A 15608-nucleotide genomic window follows, 5' to 3' on the forward strand; every position below is an offset into this window, starting at 1 on the left:
CATGGAGAGGGGGACACCGTTTCCGGTGTCCCCCTCGTCGGATCAGGCGTCCTGTCGGGCCGCTGTCAGCCGCTGCGCGTGTTCTTGCAGCGAACAGACCCCGGTCTCGCCCCGGTTGAGGGCGTCGATGCCCTGGACGGCGGCGGCGAGCGCCTGGACCGTGGTCAGGCAGGGCACGGCGCGGGCGACGGCCGCGGTGCGGATCTCGTAGCCGTCGAGCCGGCCGCCGGTGCCGTACGGGGTGTTGACGATGAGGTCGACCTCGCCGTCGTGGATGAGCTGGACGATGGTCTTCTCCCCGTTCGGCCCCTCCCCCTCGTACAGCTTGCGGACGAGGGTGGCGTTGATGCCGTTGCGCTTGAGGACCTCGGCGGTCCCGGAGGTCGCGAGCAGTTCGAAGCCGTGGGCGACGAGTTCGCGGGCCGGGAAGATCATCGAGCGCTTGTCGCGGTTGGCGACGGAGATGAACGCGCGGCCCTTGGTGGGCAGCGGCCCGTAGGCCCCGGCCTGCGACTTGGCGTAGGCGGTGCCGAACTGCGCGTCGATGCCCATGACCTCACCGGTCGAACGCATCTCCGGGCCGAGCACCGTGTCCACGCCGCGCCCCGAGGTGTCCCGGAACCGGGACCAGGGCATGACGGCCTCCTTGACGGAGATCGGCGCGTCCATCGGGAGGGTGCCGCCGTCACCGGTGCGCGGCAGCAGGCCCTCGGCGCGCAGTTCGGCGACGGTCGCGCCGAGCGAGATGCGGGCGGCGGCCTTCGCGAGCGGCACGGCGGTGGCCTTCGAGGTGAAGGGCACGGTGCGCGAGGCGCGGGGGTTGGCCTCCAGGACGTAGAGGATGTCGCCGGACAGCGCGAACTGGATGTTGATGAGCCCGCGTACGCCGACCCCCTTGGCGATGGCCTCGGTGGAGGCGCGCAGCCGCTTGATGTCGTGGCCGCCGAGGGTGATGGGCGGCAGGGCGCAGGCCGAGTCGCCCGAGTGGATCCCGGCCTCCTCGATGTGCTCCATGACGCCGCCGAGGTACAGCTCCTCACCGTCGTAGAGGGCGTCCACGTCGATCTCGATGGTGTCGTCGAGGAAGCGGTCGACCAGGACGGGCCTGCTCGGGCTGATCTCGGTGGACTCCTCGATGTACGAGGACAGGCGGGTCTCGTCGTAGACGATCTCCATGCCGCGCCCGCCCAGGACGTACGAGGGGCGTACGAGGACGGGGTAGCCGATCTCGTCGGCGATGGCCTTGGCCTCCGTGAAGGTGGTGGCGGTGCCGTGCTTGGGCGCGGGCAGTCCGGCCTCGGCGAGGACGCGGCCGAAGGCGCCGCGGTCCTCTGCGGCGTCGATGGCCTCCGGCGGGGTGCCGACGATCGGCACGCCGTTGTCCTTGAGCGCCTGGGCCAGGCCCAGCGGGGTCTGGCCGCCGAGCTGGACGATGACGCCCGCGACCGGTCCGGCCTGCCGCTCGGCGTGCACGATCTCCAGGACGTCCTCCAGGGTGAGCGGCTCGAAGTAGAGCCGGTCGGAGGTGTCGTAGTCGGTGGAGACGGTCTCGGGGTTGCAGTTGACCATGACGGTCTCGTAGCCCGCCTCGCTGAGCGCGAAGGAGGCGTGGACGCACGAGTAGTCGAACTCGATGCCCTGGCCGATGCGGTTGGGCCCGGAGCCGAGGATGATCACGGCGGGCTTCTCGCGCGGGGCGACCTCGTTCTCCTCGTCGTAGGAGGAGTAGAAGTACGGGGTCTTCGCGGCGAACTCGGCGGCGCAGGTGTCGACCGTCTTGTAGACCGGGCGCACCCCGAGGGCGTGCCGCACCTCGCGCACGACGTCCTCGCGCAGTCCGCGGATGCCGCCGATCTGCTGGTCCGAGAAGCCGTGCCGCTTGGCCTCGGCGAGCAGCGCGGGGGTCAGTTCGGGGGCGGCGGCGAGTTCGTCGGCGATCTCCTTGAGGAGGAAGAGCTGGTCGACGAACCAGGGGTCGATCTTGGTGGACTCGAAGACCTCGTCAGGGGTGGCGCCCGCGCGGATCGCCGCCATGACGGTGTTGATGCGGCCGTCCGTGGGGCGCGCCGAGAGCCGCAGCAGCTCGGCCTTGTCGCCGGTGGGCCCGGCGAACTCGAACTGGCTGCCCTTCTTCTCCAGGGAGCGCAGCGCCTTCTGGAAGGCCTCGGTGAAGTTGCGGCCGATCGCCATGGCCTCGCCGACCGACTTCATGGTGGTGGTGAGGGTGGAGTCGGCGGAGGGGAACTTCTCGAAGGCGAAGCGCGGGGCCTTGACGACGACGTAGTCGAGGGTCGGCTCGAAGGAGGCCGGGGTCTTCTCGGTGATGTCGTTGGGGATCTCGTCCAGCGTGTAGCCCACGGCGAGCTTCGCGGCGATCTTCGCGATCGGGAAGCCGGTGGCCTTGGAGGCGAGCGCGGAGGACCGGGAGACGCGCGGGTTCATCTCGATGACGATGATCCGGCCGTCCTCGGGGTTCACCGCGAACTGGATGTTGCAGCCGCCGGTGTCGACGCCCACCTCGCGGATCACGGCGATGCCGATGTCACGCAGCCGCTGGTACTCGCGGTCGGTGAGGGTCATCGCGGGGGCGACGGTGATGGAGTCGCCGGTGTGCACGCCCATCGGGTCGAAGTTCTCGATGGAGCACACGACCACGACGTTGTCGTTGCGGTCGCGCATCAGCTCCAGCTCGTACTCCTTCCAGCCGAGGATGGACTCCTCCAGGAGCACCTCGGTGGTCGGGGAGAGCGTGAGGCCCTGTCCGGCGATGCGGCGCAGCTCCTCCTCGTCGTGGGCGAAGCCGGAGCCGGCGCCGCCCATGGTGAAGGAGGGGCGTACGACGACGGGGTAGCCGCCGAGCGTGTCGACGCCCGCGACGACCTCGTCCATCGTGTGGCAGATGACGGAGCGGGCGGACTCGCCGTGGCCGATCTTCTGCCGGACGGCCTCCACGACGTGCTTGAACAGGTCGCGGTCCTCGCCCTTGTTGATCGCCTCGACGTTGGCGCCGATCAGCTCGACGCCGTACTTGTCGAGGGTGCCCGCGTCGTGCAGGGAGATCGCGGTGTTGAGCGCGGTCTGGCCGCCGAGGGTGGGCAGCAGGGCGTCGGGGCGCTCCTTGGCGATGATCTTCTCGACGAACTCGGGGGTGATCGGCTCGACGTAGGTGGCGTCGGCGATCTCCGGGTCGGTCATGATCGTCGCGGGGTTGGAGTTCACGAGGATCACCCGCAGGCCCTCGGCCCGCAGGACGCGGCACGCCTGGGTGCCGGAGTAGTCGAACTCCGCGGCCTGGCCGATGACGATCGGGCCGGAGCCGATGACCAGGACGGACTGGATATCGGTGCGCTTAGGCACGCTGGCCCTCCATCAAAGACGTGAAGCGGTCGAACAGGTACGCGGCGTCGTGCGGGCCCGCGGCCGCCTCGGGGTGGTACTGGACGCTGAAGGCCGGCCGGTCGAGGAGCCGCAGCCCCTCCACCACCTGGTCGTTGAGGCACACGTGGGAGACCTCGGCGCGGCCGTAGGGGGTGTCGGAGACGGCGTCGAGGGGCGCGTCGACGGCGAAGCCGTGGTTGTGCGCGGTGACCTCGACCTTGCCGGTGGAGCGGTCCTGGACGGGCTGGTTGATGCCCCGGTGGCCGTACTTGAGCTTGTACGTGCCGAAACCGAGGGCGCGGCCCAGGATCTGGTTGCCGAAGCAGATGCCGAACAGCGGCGTGGAGCGCTCCAGGACGGCGCGCATCAGCGCGACCGGGTGTTCGGCGGTGGCGGGGTCGCCGGGGCCGTTGGAGAAGAACACGCCGTCGGGCTGGACGGCGTAGACGTCCTCGACGCTCGCGGTGGCGGGCAGGACGTGCACCTCGATGCCGCGTTCGGCCATGCGGTGCGGGGTCATGCCCTTGATGCCGAGGTCCACGGCGGCCACGGTGAAACGCTTCTGTCCGAGGGCGGGGACGACGTACGCCTGCTCGGTGGCGACCTCGGCGGAGAGGTCGGCGCCCTTCATCTGGGGGGCTTCGCGGACCTTGGCGAGCAGGGTCGTCTCGTCGGCGACGGACGCGCCGGAGAAGATCCCGACCCGCATCGCCCCGCGCTCGCGCAGGTGGCGGGTGAGGGCGCGGGTGTCGACCCCGGAGATACCGACGACGCCCTGCGCCTCCAGCTCCTCGTCCAGGGAGCGCCGCGCGCGCCAGTTGGAGACGCGGCGGGCGGGGTCGCGCACGACGTATCCGGAGACCCAGATCCGCCGGGACTCGGCGTCCTCGTCGTTGACTCCGGTGTTGCCGATGTGCGGGGCCGTCATGACGACGACCTGCTGGTGGTAGGAGGGGTCGGTCAGGGTCTCCTGGTAGCCGGTCATCCCGGTGGAGAAGACGGCCTCGCCGAAGGTCTCCCCCACGGCTCCGTAGGCGCGACCCCGGAAGATCCTGCCGTCCTCCAGGACGAGTACGGCATCGGGCGTCTGCTGGCGCCCCTGAGTGGAGGTCGTCATCGTGCGGCGCCTTCCGTCGTGGTGGTCGGGTGGTTCTGGTGGTTCGGGCCGCTCACGGCGTTGAGCGCGGCGACCCACTCGGGGTGCTCGGCGCTGCGGTCGGAGCGGAACCCGGAGTCGATGAGCTTGTCGCCGAGGGCCCAGGTGACGACGAGCAGTCCGCCCTCGGTGAGGACCTTGCCCGCGATGCCCTTGTCGAGGCGGGCCTCGCGCAGTGCGGCGGTGGGGACGAAGAAGTCCTGGGCCCCCGGACGCTCGACGAGGAGTCCGGCGGGGGTCAGGCTCAGCTCGGCGCGGCTGCGGGTGCCCAGACCGTGCGCGACGATCCGGTCGAGCCACTGCCCGGCGGTCGTGGAGCCGTGGTAGCGGCCGCTCAGCGTGCGGCTCGGCTCACCGGGCTCGGCCGGGGGCTCGGGCAGGGCGGGCAGGTCGGACTGGAGGGTGCCGCGCCACTTCCAGCCCTGGCGCATGAGCCAGTACACCAGGGTGATCACGAGCAGCAGGCCGACGACCCAGCCGATCCGTCCCGACCAGTCCGTCACGTCCGCGGACTTCTGCTCCGCGGCCAGTTCGAAGAGTGTCACGCCAGTTTCCCGTCCACGACCGTCGCCCGGCCCCGCAGGAAGGTGTGGGTGACGCGTCCCGGCAGCTCACGGCCCCGGTAGGGGCTGTTGCGGCTGCGGGAGGCGAACCCTGCGGGGTCCACGCTTCCACGGTAGTCGGGATCGACCAGAGTCAGGTTCGCGGGCTCACCGGCGGCGACCGGCCGGCCGTGTCCTTCCAGGCGGCCGATGTGCGCCGGGCGCGCGGACATCCGGTCGGCGACCTGGGCCCAGTCCAGCAGCCCGGTGTCCACCATCGTGTGCTGGACGACGGACAGCGCGGTCTCCAGGCCCACCATGCCCATGGCGGCGGCGGCCCACTCGCAGTCCTTGTCCTCGTGCGGGTGCGGGGCGTGGTCGGTGGCGACGCAGTCGATCGTGCCGTCGGCGAGCGCCTCGCGCAGGGCCAGGACGTCGGCCTCGGTGCGCAGCGGGGGGTTGACCTTGTAGACCGGGTCCCAGGTGCGCACGAGCTCGTCGGTGAGCAGGAGGTGGTGGGGGGTGACCTCGGCGGTGACGTCCCAGCCCTTGGACTTGGCCCAGCGCACGATCTCGACCGAGCCGGCCGTGGAGAGGTGGCAGATGTGCACGCGGGAGCCGACGTGCGCGGCGAGCAGCACGTCGCGGGCGATGACCGACTCCTCGGCGACCGCGGGCCAGCCGCCGAGCCCGAGGTCGGCGGAGACGGTGCCCTCGTTCATCTGGGCGCCCGCGGTGAGCCGGGGCTCCTGCGCGTGCTGGGCGACGACCCCGCCGAAGGCCTTCACGTACTCCAGGGCGCGGCGCATGATCACCGCGTCGTCCACGCACTTGCCGTCGTCCGAGAAGACCTTCACGGAGGCGGCCGAGTCGTGCATCGCGCCGAGCTCGGCGAGCTGCTTGCCCTCCAGGCCGACGGTGACGGCGCCGACCGGCTGCACGTCGCAGTAGCCGGACTCGCGGCCCAGGCGCCACACCTGCTCGACCACACCGGCGGTGTCGGCGACCGGGAAGGTGTTGGCCATGGCGTGCACGGCGGTGTAGCCGCCGGCCGCGGCGGCGCGGGTCCCGGTGAGGACGGTCTCGGAGTCCTCCCGGCCCGGCTCGCGCAGATGGGTGTGGAGGTCCACGAGCCCGGGCAGCAGGATCTGGCCCGCGGCCTCGACGACGGTGGCGCCCTCGGCGCTCAGGCCGGTGCCGACGGCCTCGATGGCCGCGCCGTCGATCAGGACGTCCTGCGGCTCGCCGCCCAGGACCCGGGCACCTCGGATCAGGGTCTTGCTCATGTCGTTCACTTCTCCTCGGCGGGGGCGGCGGGTACGGGGCTGGTGGGCGCGGGGCGCTCGTGGGTGGGGGCCGGTTCCTGGCCGCCGAGCAGCAGGTACAGCACGGCCATCCGGACGGACACGCCGTTGGCGACCTGCTCGACCACGGTGCAGCGCGGGGAGTCGGCGACCTCCGCGGTGATCTCCATGCCGCGGACCATCGGCCCGGGGTGCATCACGATGGCCTCGCCCGGCATCCGCGCCATGCGGGCCGCGTCCAGCCCGTAGCGGCGGGAGTACTCGCGCTCGGTCGGGAAGAAGGCGGCGTTCATCCGCTCGCGCTGGACGCGCAGCATCATCACCGCGTCGGACTCGGGCAGCACCGTGTCGAGGTCGTAGGAGACCTCGCAGGGCCAGTTCCCGGCGCCGACCGGTAGCAGGGTGGGCGGGGCGACGAGGGTGACGTGCGCGCCGAGGGTGTGCAGCAGGTCGACGTTGGAGCGGGCCACCCGGCTGTGCAGGATGTCGCCGACGATCGTGATCCGCTTCCCGGCCAGGTCCTGGCCGAGACCGGCGTCCCTGCCCACGAGGCGGCGGCGCATCGTGAAGGCGTCCAGGAGCGCCTGGGTGGGGTGCTGGTGGGTGCCGTCGCCCGCGTTGATCACGGCGGCGTCGATCCAGTCGGAGGTGGCGAGCCGGTAGGGGGCGCCGGAGGCCCCGTGCCGGATGACGACGGCGTCGACGCCCATCGCCTCCAGGGTCTGCGCGGTGTCCTTGAGGGACTCTCCCTTGGAGACGCTGGAGCCCTTGGCGCTGAAGTTGATGACGTCGGCGGAGAGGCGCTTCTCGGCGGCCTCGAAGGAGATCCGGGTCCGGGTCGAGTCCTCGAAGAAGAGGTTGACCACGGTGCGGCCCCGCAGGGTCGGGAGTTTCTTGATGGGCCGGTCGGCCACCCGCGCCATTTCCTCGGCGGTGTCGAGGATCAGTACGGCGTCTTCGCGGGAGAGGTCGGCGGCCGAGATGAGGTGTCGCATCATCTGGGGCTCCAGGGGGTACGGCTCGGGGCGGCGGGGCGCGTCGCGGCGCGGGCGGGGGCGTGCGGGCGCACGGGCTCACCCGTACGGACCAGAGGGGTCGTACGGGTGTGCGTCAGAGGGCGCCGGGGACCTGTCCGGTCTCGGGACGGGCGGGGACGCCCAGCAGCACGGCGTCCCTGCCGTCCTCCTCGGCGAGCTGGACGCGGACCGTCTCGCGCAGCGAGGTGGGCAGGTTCTTGCCCACGTAGTCGGCGCGGATCGGCAGCTCGCGGTGGCCCCGGTCGACGAGGACGGCGAGCTGGACGGCGCGCGGGCGGCCGATGTCGCCGAGGGCGTCGAGGGCGGCGCGGATGGTGCGCCCGGAGAACAGGACGTCGTCCACGAGGACGACGAGGCGGCCGTCGATCCCGTCGGCGGGGATCTCGGTGCGGCCGAGGGCGCGGGCGGGCTTCATCCGCAGGTCGTCGCGGTACATCGTGATGTCCAGCGAACCGGTGGGGATGGCGCGGCCGGTGATGTCCTCGAGCTTCGCGGCGAGGCGCCGGGCGAGGTGGACACCGCGGGTCGGGATGCCGAGCAGCACCACGTCGTCGGCGCCCTTGGCGCGTTCGACGATCTCGTGGGCGATGCGGGTGAGGACCCGGGCGATGTCGGGGCCTTCGAGCACGGGGCGGGCCTCGGCCGGACCGGTGCTCGGGGAGTCGGGGGTGGGTGAAGAGCTGTCCATCGGAAACGGACCTCCTTCTCCGCCTCACGGGACGGTTCTTAAAGGACGTCGGAATTGCGCCACCCACGCTACCAGGAGGAAGAATGAACCCGGACCACCCCCTCGTTCGGGAGGCCGGTCCACCTGTTCCGCTTGACGCAGCCAAGTCACGCTGCGTAACCTCACAGTGAGTGACCAGCCTCGCGGCTGGGCCGCACCATGTCACCGTGTCCGGGGAGCTATATGTCCAGCGAATACGCCAAACAGCTCGGGGCCAAGCTCCGGGCCATCCGCACCCAGCAGGGCCTCTCCCTCCATGGAGTCGAGGAGAAGTCGCAGGGCAGGTGGAAGGCGGTCGTGGTCGGTTCGTACGAGCGCGGGGACCGTGCCGTCACCGTGCAGCGCCTTGCCGAGCTGGCCGATTTCTACGGGGTTCCGGTCCAGGAGCTGCTGCCCGGCACGACGCCCGGGGGCGCCGCCGAGCCGCCGCCGAAGCTCGTTCTCGACCTGGAGCGCCTCGCGCACGTCCCGGCCGAGAAGGCGGGCCCGCTCCAGCGGTACGCGGCCACCATCCAGTCCCAGCGCGGCGACTACAACGGCAAGGTGCTGTCGATCCGCCAGGACGACCTGCGCACCCTCGCCGTGATCTACGACCAGTCGCCCTCGGTCCTGACCGAGCAGCTCATCAGCTGGGGCGTCCTGGACGCGGACGCGCGCCGCGCGGTGGCCCACGAGGACAGCTGAGCGAACCCCCCAGGGGCCCCGCGGCCCGTAGGGAGACGTCCCGCCCGGTGGGGCGGACGGCCGGTTTCGGCCGTCCGCCCCACCGGGCGGTGCCGTGTCCGGGCCTCTCCGCCTGTTCCAGGGCCCTTCAGCAGGCTCCGGCGCTGCTCACCCGGCCCGGTACTGCCGTCCGATCACCTCGGGCAGCAGCCGCTCCGCGAGCCGGGGCGGAAGGGCCTGGAGCACCGCGAGCACGGGCGCCATGCGCTCGGGCAGCGCCCCGTCCGGGCCCACCCCGGCCAGCCCGAGAGCCAGCTCCACCTCCTCGGGGCCGAGCCGTTCCGGGTCGAGGGCCCCGGCGGCCGCCACCAGCCCCGGGTCGACCCGCACCGGCCCGTGGGCGCGGGCCCGGTCCACGGCGCCCGCGAGGTCGTCCAGCAGCCCGCGTACGGTGTCGGCTCCCGCCGCGGCCGCGGTGACCGTGAGATGGAGGTTGGCGGGGGACCCCGCGGCCGCCGGCTGCGGCTGGAGGTACCAGCCGGCGGCGCGCATCTCGTCGGCCACCACGAAGGGGTCCACGCCCTCGTCCTCGGCCGCCACGGCGATCAGCGAGGCGGCGGGCCCGCCCAGGACGCGCAGCCCCTCGATCTCCTCGATGCCCGCGCACAGGGCGCGGTGTGCCCGGTGCACCCGCAGGGCGAGTTCCGTGTATCCCTCGGTGCCGACGCGTTCGAGCACCGCCCAGGCCGCCGCGAGCGGGCCCGCCGACTTGGTGCCCTGGAGGGTCGCGTTGACCACCGGGTAGCCCGGCCAGGAGGCGTGCGCGAACCAGCCGTGGCGGCGCAGCCCGGCGTCCCGGAACAGCAGCACCGAGGCGCCCTTCGGGGTGTAGCCGTACTTGTGGAGGTCGACGGACAGGGAGGTGACCCCGGGCACCGACAGGTCGAAGGCGGGCAGCCCGGCCCCCTCCGCGGTACGCCGCAGGTGCCCGAGGTACCAGCCGCCGATGCACGCGTCGACGTGGCACAGCACGCCCGCTTCCGCCGCCGCCCCGGCGATCTGCGCGACCGGGTCGAGCACCCCGTGGGCGTACGAGGGCGCTGAGGCCACCACGAGGGCCGTGCGCGGGCCGAGCGCGGCGCGGACGGCCGCCGGGTCCGGGGTGAAGCTCACGGGGTCCACGGGGACGCTCACGACGTCGAGGCCGAAGAGGTGCGCGGCCTTGTGGAAGGCCGCGTGGGCGGTGACCGGCAGGACGAGCTGGGGACGCGTCACCCCCCGGGTCGCGCGGGCGTGTTCGCGGGCGGTGAGGACGGCGAGGAGGCAGGACTCGGTGCCGCCGCTCGTGAAGGTGCCGGCCGTCGTGGGGCCCCCGCCCAGCAGCCGGGCGGCGCGGCCCACGACGTCGTTCTCCAGGGTCACGACGCTCGGGAACACCGTCATGTCCAGGCCGTTGACCCCGGCGTAGGCGGCGTGCGCGGCGGCGGCGAGCGCGTCGAGTCCTTCGATCCCCGGGTCGTAGACGTAGGCCATGGTCCGGCCGCCCTTGACGGGCAGGTCGCCGGCGCGCAGCGCACTCAGCCGGGCGAGTATCCGGTCCCCTTCGGCGGCCGCGTCCCCGGCCCCCGGCTCCTGCGGCCCGGTGGCTGGGACCGGCTGCGTGCTGCGGCTCATTCGGCTCGCTCCTTCGCTCTCGTCGCTCGGCTTCACATGGTGGACCGGACGGGCGGCGACGGGAACGGGCCGGGGAAAACGGAACGGGCCCGCCGCACCCCTGGGGGGTGGGCGGGCCCGTTCGGCGGCCGGTGCGCGGGTCAGGCGTCCTCGCGGCGCAGCCCCGGCTTGAGGTCCTTGAAACGGCCCAGCAGGCCGTTGACGAAGGCCGGGGACTCGTCGGTGGAGAACTCCTTGGCGAGCTCCACCGCCTCGTCCAGGACGACGGCGTCGGGGGTGCCGTCCACCCAGACCAGTTCGTGGGCCCCGAGCCGCAGGATGTTGCGGTCGACGACCGGCATGCGGTCCAGCGTCCAGTCGACGGCGTACTGCGAGATCAGCTCGTCGATGCGGCGCGCGTGCTGCGCGTACCCCTCGACCAGCTCCATCGTGTACTCGCTGACCGGAGGCTGTCGGGTGTCGGAGCGGGAGTGCCGGACCCAGTCGGCGAGGACCGTGAGCACGTCGGCTCCGCGCTGGTCGGCCTCGAAGAGGATCTGGAAAGCTCGTTTCCGGGCCGTGTTGCGGGCAGCCACGGTTAGCTGTTCACCCGGCCGAGGTAGTCGCCGGTGCGGGTGTCGACCTTGATCTTCTCGCCGGTCGTGATGAACAGCGGGACGGCGATCGAGTAACCGGTCTCCAGCTCGGCGGGCTTGGTGCCACCGGTGGAGCGGTCGCCCTGGACACCCGGCTCGGTGTTGGCGATGACCAGCTCGACGGCGGCCGGCAGCTCGACGTAGAGGGGGTTGCCCTCGTACATCGCGACGACGGCCTCGAAGCCCTCCAGCAGGTAGTTGGCGGCGTCGCCGACGACCTTCGGGTCGATGTGCACCTGGTCGTAGGTGTCCATGTCCATGAAGACGAAGTACTCGCCGTCCTTGTACGAGTACTGCATCCCGCGCTTGTCGACGTTGGCCGTCTCGACCTTGACGCCGGCGTTGAAGGTCTTGTCGACGACCTTGCCGGAGAGCACGTTCTTGAGCTTGGTGCGCACGAAGGCGGGGCCCTTGCCGGGCTTGACGTGCTGGAACTCGACGACGGACCAGAGCTGGCCGTTGTCGAGCTTCAGCACCAGGCCGTTCTTGAGGTCGTTCGTGGAAGCCACGGTTGCGGAATCTCCTGGACGATGGGGCCTCTCCCCCCGGCCGAGGCCCGGGGAAGAGCTGGTGGACGACCGAGGAGAAGGCAGGCGCGCTAGAGCGCGAGCAGTTCCTTGGTCGTGATGGTGAGTAGCTCGGGCCCGCCGTCCGCCTCGGGGCGGACAACGAGTGTGTCATCGATCCGGACCCCGCCCCGGCCCGGGAGGTGGACCCCCGGTTCGACGGTGACCGGCACACAAGCGTCCAGTTTACCCATGGCCGCCGGGGCGATCTGCGGGTCCTCGTCGTTTTCGAGCCCCACCCCGTGCCCGGTGGACGCGGGAAGGCCCTCCGCGTACCCGGCGGACTCCAGCACCTGGCGCACCGCGCGGTCCACGTCGCGGCAGGCCCTGCCCGGGGTCAGCGCCTCACGGCCGGCCCGCTGAGCGGCGAACACGAGGTCGTACAGCTCGATCTGCCACTCCTCCGGGGCGGTGCCGATGACGAACGTCCGGCCGATTTCACTGCGGTATCCCCGGTAGCCGGCGCCCAGGCACACGGAGAGGAAGTCGCCCTCCTCGACGCGGCGGTCGGTGGGCCGGTGCCGCCCCAGACCGGCGTTGGGGCCGGTGGCGACGGACGTGGTGAAGGCGGGCCCGTCGGCGCCGTGGTCGATGAGGCGGCGCTCCAGTTCCAGCGCGAGATGCCGTTCGGTGCGGCCCACCAGGATCGATTCGAGCAGTTCGCCCAGGGCCTGGTCGGCGATCTCGGCGGCGATCCGCAGGGCGCCGATCTCCTCCTCGTCCTTGACCAGCCGCAGTTGCTCCACGGCCCGGCCCAGATCGGTCAGCCGCAGCCGGGGCGCCGTCTCGGCGAGCGCGCGGTGGCGGGCCACGGTCAGGTCGTGTTCCTCGACGGCGAGGGCCTCGGTCCCGCTCGCCGCGGCCATCTCGGCGGCCGCCACGGCCGGGTCGGCGGTGGGACAAGCCATGACGTGCACCCGCAGGGCCTCGTCGGGCCGGCCCTCCGAGGCGAGACCGCTGGGCAGCCGGGGGCTGAGCAGGACGTCCTCGGCGCCGCGTTCGGCGGCCAGCAGCAGGACGGCGCCCTGCGGGGCCGCCCCGCCCAGATACCGGACGTTGGCCGGGCGGGAGACGACGGCGGCAGCCTGGCCGCCGCCCGTGTAGCGCTCCCTGAGCCGGTCCCTGCGTGCCGCGTACGCCTCTGCCATGGGGCGAGCCTAAGTTCGGCTCGCGGTCGCGGCCGGTTCTGCGCGTCCGACCGGGTGCGGGGGCCGGGGACGGGGTGCGCGGGCCCGCTCGCGCGCAACGCTCACCACGGGGGCGGGCTGGCTATCGCGCGCGCCAGCACCTCGTCGAGGCACCGCGCGGTGGCGGCGACGTCGAGCTGGGAGTTGTCGATGATGGGCAGCCCCGATCCGTACCATCCGGCCATCCGGCCATGGATGCTGGCGACCTCCTCGTCGCCGAGGCGCCGGTTGCCGCTGCGGGCGGCGTTGCGCTCCAGCACGATCTCCAGTCCGGGAAGCAGGACGACCGGCAGCAGCCCCGGCCCCACGTGCCGTTTCCAGCCGCCGAGGCCGACCACCGGGCGGTCCGGGAAGACGGCGTCGTCGAGGATGCAGGAGATGCCGTTGGCCAGGAAGTTGCGCGCGGCGAAGCCGCAGGTGCGGCGAGCCAGCCGGTACTGCGCCTCGGAGTGGTCGTTCCAGCCGCTCTGCGGGTCGGCGAAACCGGAGTGCACCCACTCGCGGACGTCGTCGAGGCTGATGTGCGCGGTGGGCACGGGGCGGCGCGCGGCCCAGTACTTGGCGACGGTCGTCTTCCCCGCCCCGGCGGGGCCGATGAGCAGGACCGCGAGGGTCGTGCTCCCGGTACCGGCGAGCGGCCCGTGCGGCGGGGGCGGCACGGCGACGGGCGCCCCGGCCGGGAGCGGCACGTGTCCGGTGGCGTCGGACGGGAAGGCGGCGGCCTGCGGCTGGGCCGGGGCCGGCGGGGCGGCCGGTGGTGGCGGTCCCTGCGGAGGGGGCGGCGGCTGCGGTACGGGGCCGGGCGGCGGGCCCTGGGTGGCGCGCAGCGGCAGGGTCGGAGGACCAGAGCCCGCGGGGGTCGGCGAGCCCGGCGCGAAGGGGTGGGGGGGCGGCGGCCAGGGCCCCGGTGCCGACGCCGATCGCGCTGACTGCTGCATCCCGTGCCACTCCGTCTCGTACCGGCTCGTACAGGCGTTGGACGCGAGGGGGTGAAGGAGCGGTTCCCCCGGCGTCCAGCGAACGGTACCGTCCCCGGCCGTCGTTGTGTGAACGGCCGGGGAACCGGTGACGTGCCCGCCCGTCGGGCGGCGGGCACCGTGGCGTCAGGCGCGGTCGCCGTGTCCGGGGCCGTCCGAGACCTCTCCGTACGCGGCGAGCAGGACGGCCGGGTCGGGGCCCTCCAGCACGGAGGGCTTGGCGAGCCCGTCGAGGACGATGAAGCGCAGCAGGTTGCCCCGGGACTTCTTGTCGAGCTTCATGTTCTCCAGGAGCCTCGGCCACTGGTCGCCCCGGTAGGTGAGCGGCAGTCCGACCGACTCCAGAACGGCGCGGTGCCGGTCGGCGGTCGCGTCGTCGAGGCGGCCGGCGAGCCGGCCGAGTTCGGCGGCGAAGACCATGCCGACGGAGACGGCGGCGCCGTGCCGCCACGTGTAGCGCTCGTTCTTCTCGATCGCGTGGGCCAGGGTGTGCCCGTAGTTGAGGATCTCGCGCCGGCCCGCTTCCTTGAGGTCGCCGGAGACGACCTCGGCCTTGACGCGGACGGAGCGCTCGATCAGTTCCGCGGTGTGCGGCCCGGCCGGGGTGCGGGCGGCGACCGGGTCCTGCTCGATCAGGTCGAGGATCGCCGGGTCGGCGATGAAACCGGCCTTGATGATCTCGGCGAGCCCGCTGATGAAGTCGTTGACGGGCAGCGAGTCCAGGGCGGCGAGGTCGCACAGCACCCCGGCGGGCGGGTGGAAGGCGCCGACGAGGTTCTTGCCCTCGGCGGTGTTGATCCCGGTCTTGCCGCCGACGGCCGCGTCCACCATGCCGAGCACGGTCGTGGGCACCGCGACCCACCGCACCCCGCGCAGCCAGCTCGCCGCGACGAAGCCCGCCAGGTCGGTGGTGGCCCCGCCGCCGACGCCGACGACGACATCGGTGCGGGTGAAGCCGGACTGGCCGAGCGCGGTCCAGCAGTAGGCGGCGACCTCGGCCGTCTTGGCCTCCTCCGCGTTGGGCACCTGGATGGCGATGGCCTCGTAGCCCTGTTCGGCCAGATCGGCACGGAGGGCCTCACCGGTCTCGGCGAGCGCCTCGGGATGGATGACGGCGACCCGCTGGGCCTTCTCGCCGATCAGGCCGGGCAGTTCGCCCAGGAGCTGCCGGCCGACCAGCACCTCGTAGGGCTCGGTGCCGGGGGTGGCGCCCACCTGGATTCGGGTGGGGGCCTCGACGGTGTTCTCGCTCACGCTTCCTTCAGCTCCAGTGCGTCGAGGACCGCCTCGGCGACCTCTTCGGGGGTGCGGCCGTCGGTGGCGACGACCACCCGGGCGACCTCGGTGTACAGGTGACGGCGGGCGTCCATCAGCTCACGCCACTGGCGGCGGGGGTTGACCGCGAGCAGGGGGCGGGCGGTGGCGAGCCCGGTGCGCCGGACGGCCTCCTCGATGTCCATCGAGAGGTAGACGACGGGCAGTTCCCGCAGCAGGGCGCGGGTCTCGGCGTCCAGGACGGCTCCGCCGCCCAGCGCGAGGACCCCGTCGTGCCCGGTGACGGCGGCGCGGACGGCCTCCCGCTCCAGGGCGCGGAAGTGCTCCTCCCCGTCGTCCACGAAGATGTCGGAGATCTCGCGGCCCTCGGCGGCGACGATGTCGGCGTCGGTGTCGCGGTAGGTGGTGCGCAGCCGGTCGGCGAGCAGTCCGCCCACCGTGGACTTGCCGACGCCCATCGGGCCGACCAGGACGAGCAGGGGCCCGG

Annotated in this window: 14 protein-coding genes; 1 reads left to right on the forward strand and 13 read right to left on the reverse strand. The window is 72.7% G+C overall.

Annotation, left to right across the window (positions count from 1 at the left end):
- Positions 1–42 precede the first annotated feature (42 nt).
- The 6 genes from carB to pyrR form a co-directional block, all read right to left on the reverse strand.
- Positions 43–3357 carry a carbamoyl-phosphate synthase large subunit gene (gene carB, locus AB0J21_RS23405; protein ID WP_363148031.1) on the reverse strand — a complete coding sequence of 1105 codons (3315 nt, stop codon included), beginning with the start codon at positions 3355–3357 and terminating at the stop codon, positions 43–45.
- Positions 3350–4495 (reverse strand): glutamine-hydrolyzing carbamoyl-phosphate synthase small subunit, encoded by a 1146-nt coding sequence (gene carA, locus AB0J21_RS23410; protein ID WP_363148032.1) that lies wholly within the window; start codon positions 4493–4495, stop codon positions 3350–3352. The genes carB and carA overlap by 8 nt, the downstream gene beginning before the upstream one ends.
- On the reverse strand, positions 4492–5079 hold the full coding sequence (locus tag AB0J21_RS23415; protein WP_363148033.1) for a hypothetical protein: 588 nt from the start codon (positions 5077–5079) through the stop codon (positions 4492–4494). The genes carA and AB0J21_RS23415 overlap by 4 nt, the downstream gene beginning before the upstream one ends.
- Complete coding sequence (locus tag AB0J21_RS23420; protein ID WP_363148034.1) at positions 5076–6362, reverse strand: dihydroorotase; 1287 nt, start codon at positions 6360–6362, stop codon at positions 5076–5078. Before AB0J21_RS23420 ends, AB0J21_RS23415 begins: the two co-directional genes overlap by 4 nt.
- Positions 6363–6367: 5 nt before the next feature.
- A complete protein-coding gene (locus AB0J21_RS23425) occupies positions 6368–7378 on the reverse strand; it encodes an aspartate carbamoyltransferase catalytic subunit (protein WP_363148035.1) in 1011 nt (336 codons plus the stop codon).
- 112 nt (positions 7379–7490) lie between these two features.
- Complete coding sequence (gene pyrR, locus AB0J21_RS23430) at positions 7491–8105, reverse strand: bifunctional pyr operon transcriptional regulator/uracil phosphoribosyltransferase PyrR (RefSeq protein WP_363148036.1); 615 nt, start codon at positions 8103–8105, stop codon at positions 7491–7493.
- Between the two features lie 222 nt (positions 8106–8327).
- On the opposite strand from pyrR, the gene bldD reads away from it, so the two are divergent.
- Positions 8328–8828: a transcriptional regulator BldD gene (gene bldD / locus AB0J21_RS23435; protein ID WP_181657181.1), complete on the forward strand. Its 501-nt coding sequence runs from the start codon at positions 8328–8330 to the stop codon at positions 8826–8828.
- A gap of 147 nt (positions 8829–8975) precedes the next feature.
- Here the strand turns inward: bldD and AB0J21_RS23440 are convergent, their stop codons facing one another.
- The 7 genes from AB0J21_RS23440 to AB0J21_RS23470 form a co-directional block, all read right to left on the reverse strand.
- Complete coding sequence (locus AB0J21_RS23440; protein WP_363148038.1) at positions 8976–10481, reverse strand: aminotransferase class V-fold PLP-dependent enzyme; 1506 nt, start codon at positions 10479–10481, stop codon at positions 8976–8978.
- Positions 10482–10621: 140 nt separating this feature from the next.
- Entirely contained in the window at positions 10622–11056 is a 435-nt protein-coding gene (nusB, locus tag AB0J21_RS23445) for a transcription antitermination factor NusB (protein ID WP_363148039.1), read from the reverse strand.
- Positions 11057–11058: 2 nt separating this feature from the next.
- Positions 11059–11625, reverse strand: coding sequence for an elongation factor P (gene efp, locus AB0J21_RS23450; RefSeq protein WP_363148040.1), 567 nt, complete (start codon positions 11623–11625; stop codon positions 11059–11061).
- Positions 11626–11714: 89 nt separating this feature from the next.
- Positions 11715–12830: an aminopeptidase P family protein gene (locus AB0J21_RS23455; RefSeq protein ID WP_363148041.1), complete on the reverse strand. Its 1116-nt coding sequence runs from the start codon at positions 12828–12830 to the stop codon at positions 11715–11717.
- Positions 12831–12931: 101 nt separating this feature from the next.
- A complete protein-coding gene (locus tag AB0J21_RS23460) occupies positions 12932–13807 on the reverse strand; it encodes an AAA family ATPase (RefSeq protein WP_363148042.1) in 876 nt (291 codons plus the stop codon).
- A 165-nt stretch (positions 13808–13972) separates the two neighbouring features.
- The gene (gene aroB / locus AB0J21_RS23465) at positions 13973–15100 is read right to left on the reverse strand and encodes a 3-dehydroquinate synthase (RefSeq protein ID WP_363148043.1); all 1128 of its coding nucleotides are present in this window, start codon (positions 15098–15100) and stop codon (positions 13973–13975) included.
- Entirely contained in the window at positions 15097–15579 is a 483-nt protein-coding gene (locus AB0J21_RS23470; RefSeq protein ID WP_363148184.1) for a shikimate kinase, read from the reverse strand. Before AB0J21_RS23470 ends, aroB begins: the two co-directional genes overlap by 4 nt.
- Positions 15580–15608 lie beyond the last annotated feature (29 nt).

Origin of the sequence: Streptomyces sp. NPDC049954 (genome assembly GCF_040656295.1) — a bacterium.
GTDB lineage: Bacteria > Actinomycetota > Actinomycetes > Streptomycetales > Streptomycetaceae > Streptomyces.

Coding starts and splice junctions, on each gene's coding strand:
- carA (WP_363148032.1), bottom strand. CDS start 4,495: ATGACGACCTCCACTCAGGGGCGCCAGCAGACGCCCGATGCCGTACTC.
- AB0J21_RS23420 (WP_363148034.1), bottom strand. CDS start 6,362: ATGAGCAAGACCCTGATCCGAGGTGCCCGGGTCCTGGGCGGCGAGCCG.
- AB0J21_RS23425 (WP_363148035.1), bottom strand. CDS start 7,378: ATGATGCGACACCTCATCTCGGCCGCCGACCTCTCCCGCGAAGACGCC.
- pyrR (WP_363148036.1), bottom strand. CDS start 8,105: ATGGACAGCTCTTCACCCACCCCCGACTCCCCGAGCACCGGTCCGGCC.
- bldD (WP_181657181.1), top strand. CDS start 8,328: ATGTCCAGCGAATACGCCAAACAGCTCGGGGCCAAGCTCCGGGCCATC.
- AB0J21_RS23440 (WP_363148038.1), bottom strand. CDS start 10,481: ATGAGCCGCAGCACGCAGCCGGTCCCAGCCACCGGGCCGCAGGAGCCG.
- AB0J21_RS23455 (WP_363148041.1), bottom strand. CDS start 12,830: ATGGCAGAGGCGTACGCGGCACGCAGGGACCGGCTCAGGGAGCGCTAC.
- AB0J21_RS23460 (WP_363148042.1), bottom strand. CDS start 13,807: ATGCAGCAGTCAGCGCGATCGGCGTCGGCACCGGGGCCCTGGCCGCCG.
- AB0J21_RS23470 (WP_363148184.1), bottom strand. CDS start 15,579: ATGGGCGTCGGCAAGTCCACGGTGGGCGGACTGCTCGCCGACCGGCTG.